Origin of the sequence: Sphingomonas sp. 66-10, assembly GCF_001897045.1 — a bacterium.
Lineage (GTDB): Bacteria > Pseudomonadota > Alphaproteobacteria > Sphingomonadales > Sphingomonadaceae > Sphingomonas > Sphingomonas lycopersici.
In genome coordinates, this window is sequence record NZ_MKRR01000152.1 from 13,333 (window position 1) to 23,454 (window position 10,122).

7 protein-coding genes and 1 pseudogene are annotated in these 10,122 nt (G+C 70.6%); 3 read left to right on the forward strand and 5 right to left on the reverse strand.

The features are described 5' to 3' along the window. Positions 1-104 precede the first annotated feature (104 nt). Positions 105-2,570, forward strand: a complete 2,466-nt coding sequence (locus tag BGN95_RS23585) for a DegT/DnrJ/EryC1/StrS family aminotransferase (RefSeq protein WP_286774207.1) — start codon at positions 105-107, stop codon at positions 2,568-2,570. Further along, positions 2,567-3,667, forward strand: coding sequence for a glycosyltransferase family 2 protein (locus BGN95_RS23590; RefSeq protein ID WP_286774208.1), 1,101 nt, complete (start codon positions 2,567-2,569; stop codon positions 3,665-3,667). Before BGN95_RS23585 ends, BGN95_RS23590 begins: the two co-directional genes overlap by 4 nt. On the opposite strand, the gene BGN95_RS23595 is transcribed toward BGN95_RS23590, so the two are convergent. The 5 genes from BGN95_RS23595 to BGN95_RS23615 all read right to left on the reverse strand — a co-directional run bounded on the left by BGN95_RS23595 (position 3,631) and on the right by BGN95_RS23615 (position 8,914). Continuing rightward, positions 3,631-4,203, reverse strand: coding sequence for a NifU family protein (locus tag BGN95_RS23595; protein ID WP_286774232.1), 573 nt, complete (start codon positions 4,201-4,203; stop codon positions 3,631-3,633). The genes BGN95_RS23590 and BGN95_RS23595 overlap by 37 nt on opposite strands. Positions 4,204-4,261: 58 nt before the next feature. Next, complete coding sequence (locus BGN95_RS23600) at positions 4,262-5,665, reverse strand: efflux transporter outer membrane subunit (protein WP_286774233.1); 1,404 nt, start codon at positions 5,663-5,665, stop codon at positions 4,262-4,264. A gap of 116 nt (positions 5,666-5,781) precedes the next feature. Then, the gene (locus BGN95_RS23605) at positions 5,782-6,663 is read right to left on the reverse strand and encodes an efflux RND transporter periplasmic adaptor subunit (protein ID WP_179512641.1); all 882 of its coding nucleotides are present in this window, start codon (positions 6,661-6,663) and stop codon (positions 5,782-5,784) included. Further along, positions 6,660-6,875 (reverse strand): DUF1656 domain-containing protein, encoded by a 216-nt coding sequence (locus tag BGN95_RS23610; RefSeq protein WP_286774209.1) that lies wholly within the window; start codon positions 6,873-6,875, stop codon positions 6,660-6,662. Before BGN95_RS23610 ends, BGN95_RS23605 begins: the two co-directional genes overlap by 4 nt. Then, complete coding sequence (locus BGN95_RS23615) at positions 6,872-8,914, reverse strand: FUSC family protein (protein WP_286774210.1); 2,043 nt, start codon at positions 8,912-8,914, stop codon at positions 6,872-6,874. The genes BGN95_RS23610 and BGN95_RS23615 overlap by 4 nt, the downstream gene beginning before the upstream one ends. 404 nt (positions 8,915-9,318) lie before the next feature. On the opposite strand from BGN95_RS23615, the pseudogene BGN95_RS23620 reads away from it, so the two are divergent. Next, a pseudogene (locus BGN95_RS23620) lies at positions 9,319-10,122 on the forward strand (dipeptidyl carboxypeptidase II); the annotation flags it as partial.

Here is a 10,122-nt window from a genome sequence, read left to right on the forward strand (position 1 = left end):
GGGTGACGATAGTTGCGCCGCTGGCTGTTGCATAAAAAATCCGGCGCTAACCGGTCCTTAGGAGGCTTGCGTGCATCAGCGTGGCGGAAAGGAACCGCCCGACGATGCAGCGCCTGCCACTGATCGCCCCCAATCCGCCGCGCCTTGCGGACTATCGCGACGCGCTGGAGCGGATCGAACGATCCGGGATCTACAGCAATTTCGGCCCCGAGGCGCGCCGCTTCGAGGAGGCCGCGACCGCGCGGCTGTTCGGCGGCCGCGGCGCGAGCCTGACGGTCGCCAATGCGACGCTCGGGCTGATGATCGCGCTCAAGGACGCCGTCGGCGAAGGAGGCGGGCGCCTTGCCGTGATGCCCGCGCTGACCTTCGCCGCGACCGCCGAGGCGGCGTGGTGGGCCGGGCTGACCCCTTTGGTGTGCGATGTCGACCCCGACGACTGGACCACGAGCGCGCTCGCCGAGGAGCAATTGCTGCTGCGCCACGGCGAGAAGATCGCCGCGCTGGTGCCCTATGCGACCTTCGGGCGCGCGATCGATCTCGATCGTTATGCCTGGCTGGCGCGGCGCCACGGGGTGAAGGTGGTGATCGACGCCGCCGCCTCGCTCGGCACGACCGACGCGGATGGCCTGGGCTTCGGCGCCGGCGCGCCCTTCCCGGTGGTCTTCTCGATGCACGCGACCAAGCCGTTCGCGGTCGCCGAAGGCGCGCTGATCCATTGCGGCGACCGCGATACGATCGAGCGGCTCCGCGCGATGGCCAATTTCGGTTTCGCCGGCGCGCGCAGCGCCACGCTGCCGGGGCTCAACGCCAAGCTGCCCGAGGTGCTGGCGGCGATCGCCAATGCCCAGCTCGACCGGTTCGACGCGGTCTGCGCCGCGCGCGAACAGGTCGCCGCGGCCTATCGCACCGCGATCGCCGGCCATTATGCGATCCAGCCCGCCCCGATCGGGCGGCAGGCGCTCGGCTTCTTCCCGCTGATGCTGCCCGAAGGGGTCGATCGCGAGCAGGTGATCGCCGCGCTCGACGCCGCGGGGATCGGCTGCGGCAAATATTTCAGCCCGCATCTCGGCGAACAGCCGTGGGTGCGCGAGGTCGCGACGATCGAGCCGACCCCGGTCGCGGACGCATTGGGCGCGCGGATCGTCTCGCTGCCGCTGAGCGACCGGATGACCGCGGCCGATGCCGAGCGGGTGATCGCCGCGCTCGACGCCGCCTGCGCCATCCCGCGGATCGCGCGGGTCCACGCCGGCCAGCCGCGCATCGCCGAGACGCTGATCGTCGGCGGCGGCCCCGCCGGCACCGCGCTGCTGACCGCCGCGAGCAAGCACGGGCTGCTCCCCGCGCTCGCGCCGGGGCTGGTGGTGGTCGAACGCGACGCGACGATCGGCGGCGGCCAGCTCGGCCGCTATGCGATCACCTCGGATTCGACCGCGCAGACCTTCCTCACCGCGGTCAACGGCAACCCCTGCCCCGAAATTTCCGCGCTCACCGAACATCCCAGCGCGCGCGCGGTGGCGCGCTATCAGGATGCTCTGGGAGTGCCGCTGGTCGAGGTCGGCCCGCTGCTCCGCGTGACCGGGGACCGGCTGCACCGCATCGTCACCGATCACGGCGGCAGCGTGCTGACCGGGCATGAGGTGGTCGCGATCCGCCGCGACGACGACGGCCTGTGGCGCGTGCGCATCCGCGATCTGGCGACCGACGCCGAGCATGAGCAGATCGCGCGCAACGTGGTGGTCGCGACCGGCGGGCACCAGCCGCTCGACCGGCTCGTCGCGCAGCGCGTCGCGGGCGCGCCGCTGACCGAGCTCGCCCCCGATCGGCTGATGCAGTCGGACGATGTGCTGACCGTCGGCGGATTCGAGAAGGTCGCCGATCTGCTGCGCGCGATCCGTTCGCCGCGGATCGCGGTGATCGGCGGATCGACCAGCGCGCTGACCACGATCGCGCTGCTGCTCAAGGGGCAGCCGGCGCTGCCGCTGGGGGTCGGCGCGATCACCCTGCTCCACCGCCGCCCGCTGCGCCCCTTCTATCATTCGGTCGAGGCGGCGCAGGCGGAAGGGTTCGACGATTTCGGGCCGGACGATATCTGCCCGGTCTCGGGGTTCGTCTATCGCCTCGCGGGTTTCCGGCTGGAGGCGCGCGAACTGGTGCTGCGGATGTTGCGGGTCGATGCGCGCGAGCCCGATCCGCGCGTCGCGCTCCACCGCATCGGCGACGACGAGGCGCGCGCGCGGGAGATCATTGCCGGTGCCGATCTGGTGATCGCCGCGCTCGGCTATCGCCCGCGCGCGGTGCCGGTCGAGCGCGTCGACGGCGCCCCGCTAAGGCTCGCGGCGGACGAGGGCGGCGCGCTGGTCGATCGTCACTGCCGCGTGCTCGACGCGTCGGGCGCGGCGGTGCCGGGGCTCTACGGCATCGGGCTCGCCGCCGGGTTCGTGCCGTGGGGCAAATTGGGTGGCGAAGCGAGCTTCGTCGGGCAGGCCAACGGGCTGTGGCTGTGGCAGAATGACGTCGGCATGATGATCGTCGATCAGTTGCTCGCGTCGCGGGGACGGCAGGCGGCGTGACGTCGCCCGGCGCCAGCCCCCCCACCGCCAGCCCCCCCACCGTCAGCGTGATCATGGCGGCGTATAACGGCGCCGCGCTGATCGGCGAGACGCTCGACAGCCTCGCCGCGCAGACGCTCAGCGATTTCGAGGCGATCGTGGTCGACGATCGCTCGACCGACGATACGCTGGCGTTGCTCCGCGCGTGGCCCGACCCGCGCGTCCGCGTCATCGCTTTGGACGAGAATGGCGGCCCGGTCCGCGCGCGCAACCGCGCCTTCGCCGAGGCGCGCGGGTGCTATATCGCCGCGCTCGACCAGGACGATCTGTGCCGCCCCGAGCGGTTCGCGCGGCAGGTGGCGTGGCTCGACGCCAACCCCGATGTCGCGCTGGTCGGCAGCGATACCGGGATGCTGTCGAACGGGGTGATCCGCCCCGCGACGCGCCACGCCGCGCACAGCACCCCGCGGCTGGTGGAATGGCTGCTCAGGATCGAGAATCCGCTGGTGTGGTCGTCGGTGATGATCCGCGCCGATGTCGCGCGGCGGCTGGAGCCGTTCACCCGCCCCGAATTGCTCTATGCCGAGGATTTCGACCTTTATCACCGCATCGTGCGCATCGGCGGGCGGGTCGCGCGGATCGACGCCGATCTGCTGGTCTATCGCCAGCACGAAGGCGGTGCCTCGCAACGCTATACGACGACGATGGAGGCCAGCGCCGGGCGCGTGCTGGCGGAAAGCTATGCCGATGTGCTGGGGGATGCCGCGCCCGAAGCGGCGGCCCTGGTGGTGCGCCACCTGATGGCACGCGCCGCCCCGCCCGATCGCGCGACATTGCACCGACTGGGCGAGATATTGGTGACGCTACAGGCGGATTTCCTCGCGCGACACGCGTGCGACCCGCATGATCGCCGGCTGATCCGCTGGGAAACCGCGCGGCGCTGGGCGGGGGTGGCGCGCGCCGGGCTCCGCGCCGGCAGCCTGTCGCTCAGCGACGCGCTGCGCACCCGCCCGCAGCATCTCGGGCTGGGCTATGCTGGGTTCGAGGAACTGATCGTCTCGCGGCTGATCGGCTTCGGCCGTCAGACCGCGCGCACCTCGGTCACCTCGGGGACGTAATAGCGCAGCAGCTGCTCGATCCCGTTCTTGAGCGTCGCGGTCGAGGAGGGGCAGCCCGAGCAGGCGCCCTGCATCTTCAGATACACCTTCCCCTTGTCGAACCCGCGATAGATGATGTCGCCGCCGTCATTGGCCACCGCGGGGCGGACGCGGGTGTCGATCAGATCCTTGATCTGCGCGACGATTTCGGCGTCGGCGGGATCGTCGGCGATCTCCTCCTCGGCGGGGGGCACCGCAAAATCGGCCGAGCCGCCGCGGAACAACGGCATCTGCGCGGTGAAATGATCGAGCAGGATCGCGAGCACATCGGGCTTGAGCGCGTGCCACTCGACCCCCGGCGCGGCGGTGACCGACACGAAATCGCGCCCGAAGAACACCCCGGTGACGTCGCCGAGCCCGAACAGCGCCGCGGCGAGCGGCGAGGCTTCGGCTTCCTCGGGCGAGGCGAAGTCGCGCGTCCCCTGCTCCATGACGGTGCGGCCGGGCAGGAACTTCAGCGTGGCCGGGTTCGGGGTGGGTTCGGTTTCGATCAACATGCCGCCCATGTGGCGACCCGACCGCGTCGGATCAAGCGGCGATCGCACGCCCTTATCGTCAGGGTTGACCCGCCGGCGCCGGCGCCTCGGCCTCCCACCCGCCGCCGAGCGCGAGGAACAATTGCGCCTCGCTGTCCGCCACCCCCGCCTGCGCCGCGGCCAGCGACACTTCGGCATTGGCGAGCGTCGCCTGCGCGCTGAGCAGATCGAGGAAGCCGCCGCGGCCGAAGCGGAACAATTTGCCGGCCTGCCCCGTCGCGGTCGCCGCGCTGTCGCGCGCGCGGCGCAGCGCGGCGACCTGCTCGCGGCCGCGCGCATAAGCGGCGAGCGCGGTCTCGGTCTCGCGCAGCGCCCCCAGGACGCTACCGTCGAACGACGCCAGCGCAGCATCCGCCGCCGCACCGGCCTGCGCGATCTGCGCGCGGGCGACGCGGCGATTGGGGAAGCTCCAGCTCATCAGCGGGCCGAGGTTGAGGTTGAAATCGCTCCCCTCGCCGAACCCCTTGAGCGGGCCGATGAAGCCGAGCGACCCGGCGAAGCTGACCTGCGGATAGAGATTGGCGGTGGCGACCCCGATCCGCGCGGTCGCCGCGGCGAGCCGGCGCTCGGCGGCGCGGACATCGGGGCGGCGGCGGAGCAAGGCGGCGCCGTCCCCCACCGGCAGCGGCCCGGCGATCGCGGGGAGCGCGGCACACGCCTCCACCGCGCGCGGATAATCCGCCGGGGGCCGCCCGAGCAGGGTCGCGAGCTGGTAGAGCGCCGCCTGCCGCGCGACGACCAGCGCCGGCACCTGCGCCGCGCTCTGCTCGACCGCGGTGCGCGCGCGCGTCGTATCGAAGGCGGTGCCGCGCCCGCCCTTTTCGAGCCGCCGGGTCGCGTCATAGGTCTGCTGCTGGATATGGATTACGCGCTGCGCCGCGGCGATGCGCAGATTGGCGGCGCAGGCGGCGAGATAGGCGCGGGTCGTCGTCGCGGCGACCGTCACGCGCACCTCGTCGCGCACCGCCGCCACCGCCGCGGCATCGGCCTGTGACGCCTCGATCGCACGGCGGATGCGCCCGGCCAGATCGATCGGCAGCGTGCCGTTGACCGTCGCGTCATAGGTCACCTGCCCCGGCAGCGGCAGCCCGGTGGCATAGGGCCGCGCCAGCGCCACCCCGCCCTCGACCGAGGTCTGCACGGTGCGCTGCGCCTCCGCCTGGAGCACCACCGCGGTCGCGGCGCGCAGATTGGCGTCGGCGGCACGCAGATCAGTATTGGCGGCGAGCGCCTCGCCGATCAGCCCGTCGAGCGTCGCATCGTTATAGAGCCGCCACCAGCGAGCGGGCAGATCGGCGCCGCTGAACGACGTGTCGTTCGCTGCATCGAACTTGCCCTGCGCCGCCGGGGCATTGATCGCCGCGCGCTCGGGGAGGTGATAGTCCGGCCCGGCGGTGCACCCCGCCAGCCCGGCGGCCAACATCAGCACACCAACCCCCGCGCTACCGCCCCGGCAAAGGCCGGGGTCCAGTCGCGGCCGGCCCGTTGCTGGACCCCGGCCTTCACCGGGGTGGCGGAAACCGGGAGAGAAGCGGCTTCTCACTTCTTCGGCTCCGCATGCGGCACGATCGTCACCGTCGCGGTGCGGCCCGAGACGAGGCGCAGGTCGGCGGGCACCTTGTCGAGCTTGATCCGCACCGGGATGCGCTGCGCCAGCCGCACCCAGTTGAAGGTCGGATTCACATTGGGCAGCAGATTGCCGGTGTTGGTCAGTTCGCTGTCGCTGATCCCGGCGGCGATGCTTTCGACATGCCCCTCGACCGTGCGGCCGTCGCCCATCAGGTGGATATGCGCCTTGTCGCCGATACGGATCGCGCCAAGCTTGGTTTCCTCGAAATAGGCCTCGACGCGCAGGCTGTCGCGATCGACCAGCGCCATCGCCTGCTGCCCCGCGCCGACGAAATCGCCGGGGTGGAGATCGAGGTTGGTCACCGTGCCGTCGACCGACGCCTTGATATTGGTGCGCGCAAGATTGAGCCGCGCGCCGTCCGCCTGCGCCTCGGCCTGCGCCAGCGCGGCTTCGGCGGTGGTGACGCGCGCGACATTCTGCTCATGCGCCTCGGCCGCGACGAGATTGCCGAGCGCGAGATCGCGCTTCGCCTCGCGCCGCGCCTGATTGAGCGTCGCGCGGGCGGACTGGATCGCGGCCTGGGCCTGTTCCAGCGCGAGCGCGTAGCGCGGGCGATCGACCACGAACAGCACGTCGCCGACCTTGACCTCCTGGTTGTCGCGCACCTTCACCTCGGTGACGAGCCCGCCGACATCGGGGGTCACGCGCACCACATCGGCGCGCACGCGGCCGTCGCGCGTCCAGGGATCGACCTCGTAGCGGCGCCACAGCCAGAGCGCGATGAGCACCGCGATCGCGACCAGCAGCAAGGTCGCCGCGATGCGGCCGAGGGGAGCGAGATAGCGGTTCATGGCAGCGGCGCGTCCGGAACGAAAAGGAGAACGAGCCCGCCGAGCACGATCACATAGAGCGCGACATCGACGAGCGGGCGATAGGCGATCAGGCGATAGAAGCCGACGACGCCGAACAGGCGGGTGAGCACGCCGGTGACGACCAGCGCGACGATCGCCAGCACGAGCAACCCCGGCATATAGACCCCGGCGATGCTGACCTCGCCCCTCATGCCGCCACCCCATAAGCCGGCGCGGCGGGGAACAGGTTGCGGCGCAACCCGGTCAGCGCGAGCACGGCACGGCGGCGCACAACGGTGTCGGTATCATGCGAAAAGGCCTCCATCGCGCGGTCTATCCCTTCCAGCAGCGCCGGATCGTCGGGCGGCGGCCGATCGAGCCGGCGCGCGCCATAATAACGCCCCACCCCGCCGAGCACCGGCGTGATCAACTCCCCCGCCTCGCTGCCGGCATCGAGGCGCAGGTCGCGCAGTTCGGCGACCGTCACCCCGACGCGCAGATCCTGCAACGCATCGAGCATCGGCCGCCCGGGATCGTCGCCGGTCGCGGCGAGCCGCGGCGCGAGCAGCCCGATCCTGTCGAGCATCTTGCTGACCCAGCCGGTGACGTCCGATCGGCTGGGGAGGTTGCTGCGCCGCGCGAGATCGCGCCAGCCGGCGGTGATGATCCGCGCGGCGCTACGCTCCGCGCCGATCACCTGAAACAGCCCGACCGTCACCACCGCGAAACCGGTCCCGACGATCTGCGCCAGCGATCCGTTGACGAAGGCGGCGAAATCGGCGGAATAACGCGCATTGAGCCCGACGATGTTGATGAATCCCATCACCGTGCCGAGCGCGATCAGCGAGGCGGTGGGGACGGTGAGGAAATAGCCGAGAAGCAGCAGCATCGGCGACAGCACCGCGACCAAGGTGACGAAATCGGTGACGCGCGGCAGGATCACGTAACCGTAGAGCGCCGCGAGCACGACGCCGATGATCGTCCCCCACAAAAAGGACAGGATCATCGGGCGCGGATCGTCGCTCGCGCCGAACAAGGCGCAGGCGACCCCGGAGATCAGCACCGCCCCCGCGCCATCGGCCCAGCCGGTGCCGATCCAGAAAGCCGAGCCGAGCAGGATCGTCGCCAGCGTGCCGAGCGCGGCGCGCAACGCCGCCGGGCGATCGCGGTGGAAGGTGCGGCGCGAGCTTTGCGCCAGCGCCGCCGCGACCACCGGGCTGACCGCGCGGCGCGAGGGCGAGCGCATCTGCGCGTAGAGATCGCGCACCGCGCGATGCGCCGCGACCAGATCGGCGAGCCGCGCGGCGAGGCTGAGCAGCAAGGCATCGCGCCACGCCAGCGGCGCCGCGGCGGCGGGCTCCAGCGCATGCGCGTCGGCGATCAGCGCGTCGGTGAGCTCGGCGCGCTCGTCGACCCCGAGCAGCGGCATCGCCAGCCATTCGCGGATGCGCAGGATCAGCGCCTCGGCCGCCGGGGGAAAGGCGTCGAGCGCGCGCAACTGGCCGATGCGATCCTCCACCGCGCTCGCCAGCGGCAGGATCAGCGACAATTGATCCTGAAACGCGCGCACCGTGCGGACCCGCGGCAGGAAGCGCGCGGTGTCGAACGGCAGATGCGTCGACAGGACGTGCAATTCGTTGATGTCGAGCGCGAGCCGGCGGCGATCGCGGTCGAGCCGCTCGTCGCGCGCCTCGCCGAGCGCGTCGCGCGACCAGCGCTCGCCGTCGGCGAGGATCACCTCGATCCGCGCGAGCAGCTGCTTGGTCACGGTCTGCGGCAGGATCAGCGCCTGGACCAGACTGCCGCAGACGATCCCGAGCGAAATCTCCTGCACGCGCAGGATCGAGGTGGTGAAGATCGCGCCCGGCGCCTCGACGCTGGGGAAGCCGATGATGCTCGCGGTATAGCCGGCGAGCAGGAAGACATAGCTGCGCGGGGTGCGATCCTGCAGCGAGATATAGAGGCACAAGGCGAGCCACAGCCCCAAAGCAAGCGACAGCAATTCGGGCGCGTTGACCAGATTGGGCACCAGTGCAATCGCCGCCGCCGCGCCGAGCACGGTGCCGACCAGCCGATAGACCGCCTTGGACACCGCCGCCCCGGCCAGCGGCTGGGCGACGATATAGGCGGTGGTCACCGCCCAATAAGGCCGCTGCAGCCCGATGCGCAGCGCGATCCAGTAAGCCAGCATCGCGCCGATCAGGCATTTCAGCGAGAACAACGCCTTGCCGATGCCCCAGCGCTCGATCAACGCACCGCCCCCGCCGGCATGACGATCACGGTTTCGAACTCGACGGACACGCGCACCCTCGGACGGCAAACGACAACGACTCTGTCGTATCCGCGACTAATCAAAAGCAGCGGGGCTGGCGAGCCTGTTTTTTTGCACTGCACAAAATCAGGGGTTTGCCGCAGGCGCTCCGTCGCCGCCCCGGCCTTGTGCCGGGGTCCACTGCGCCTCAGGCTCGATGGCAAGAACCTCTTGTTCAGCCTTCGCCTCCCGGTGGACCCCGGCACAAGGCCGGGGTGACGATGGGTCGGACACCGTAACCGTTGCGAGGCCCGGACGACAGCCCTCTTGCGTCGCGCGCCGCAAAGTCCCACCCCTGCCGCCATGCCCGCCGCGCGGGCGACTCCCCAGTGAGGAATGATTGAATGGCTTATCGTTTTTCGATCGCAACTTTGTTGCTTGCCGGCGCGACCTGCCTCGCCGCCCCGGCGTCGGCCGGGCAGGCGGGCGCGCCGCGCGCCAACCCGTTCACCGCGCCGAGCACGCTGCCGTTCCAGGCGCCGCGCTTCGACCTGATCACCGATGCCGATTATCAGCCGGCGTTCGAGACGGCGATGCAACAGCATCTCGCTGAAGTGGCCCGGATCGCCGACAATCCGGCCCCGCCGACCTTCGACAATACGATCACCGCGCTCGAAAAGTCCGGCCGGATGCTCGAACGGGTCAGCCTCGCCTTCTTCGGCGTGGTGCAGGCCAATACCAACGACACGCTCGACAAGGTGCAGGAAGCGGTCGCGCCGAAACTGTCGCAGCATCAGGACGCGATCAACCTCAACCCCAAATTGTTCGCCCGCGTGAAGACGCTGTGGGAAAAGCGCGCCGCGCTCAAGCTCGACGCCGAGCAGGCACAGGTGCTCAAAATCTATTATGACGGCTTCGTCCACGCCGGCGCGCAATTGTCCGCCGCCGACCAGACCAGGCTCAAGGCGCTCAACACCCAGCTCGCCAGCCTCGAGACGAGCTTCCAGCAGAAATTGCTCGCCGCGGCCAAGGCCGGCGCTTTGGTGGTCGACGACAAGGCCAAGCTCGCCGGGCTCGACGACGGCAAGATCGCCGCGGCGGCGGCCGCCGCCAAGGATCGCAAGCTCGACGGCAAATGGGTCATCCCGCTGCAGAATACGACCCAGCAGCCCGATCTGGAGGACATGACCGACCGCGCGACGCGCGAG

Coding starts and splice junctions, on each gene's coding strand:
- BGN95_RS23595 (WP_286774232.1), bottom strand. CDS start 4,203: ATGTTGATCGAAACCGAACCCACCCCGAACCCGGCCACGCTGAAGTTC.
- BGN95_RS23585 (WP_286774207.1), top strand. CDS start 105: ATGCAGCGCCTGCCACTGATCGCCCCCAATCCGCCGCGCCTTGCGGAC.
- BGN95_RS23605 (WP_179512641.1), bottom strand. CDS start 6,663: ATGAACCGCTATCTCGCTCCCCTCGGCCGCATCGCGGCGACCTTGCTG.
- BGN95_RS23600 (WP_286774233.1), bottom strand. CDS start 5,665: ATGTTGGCCGCCGGGCTGGCGGGGTGCACCGCCGGGCCGGACTATCAC.
- BGN95_RS23610 (WP_286774209.1), bottom strand. CDS start 6,875: ATGAGGGGCGAGGTCAGCATCGCCGGGGTCTATATGCCGGGGTTGCTC.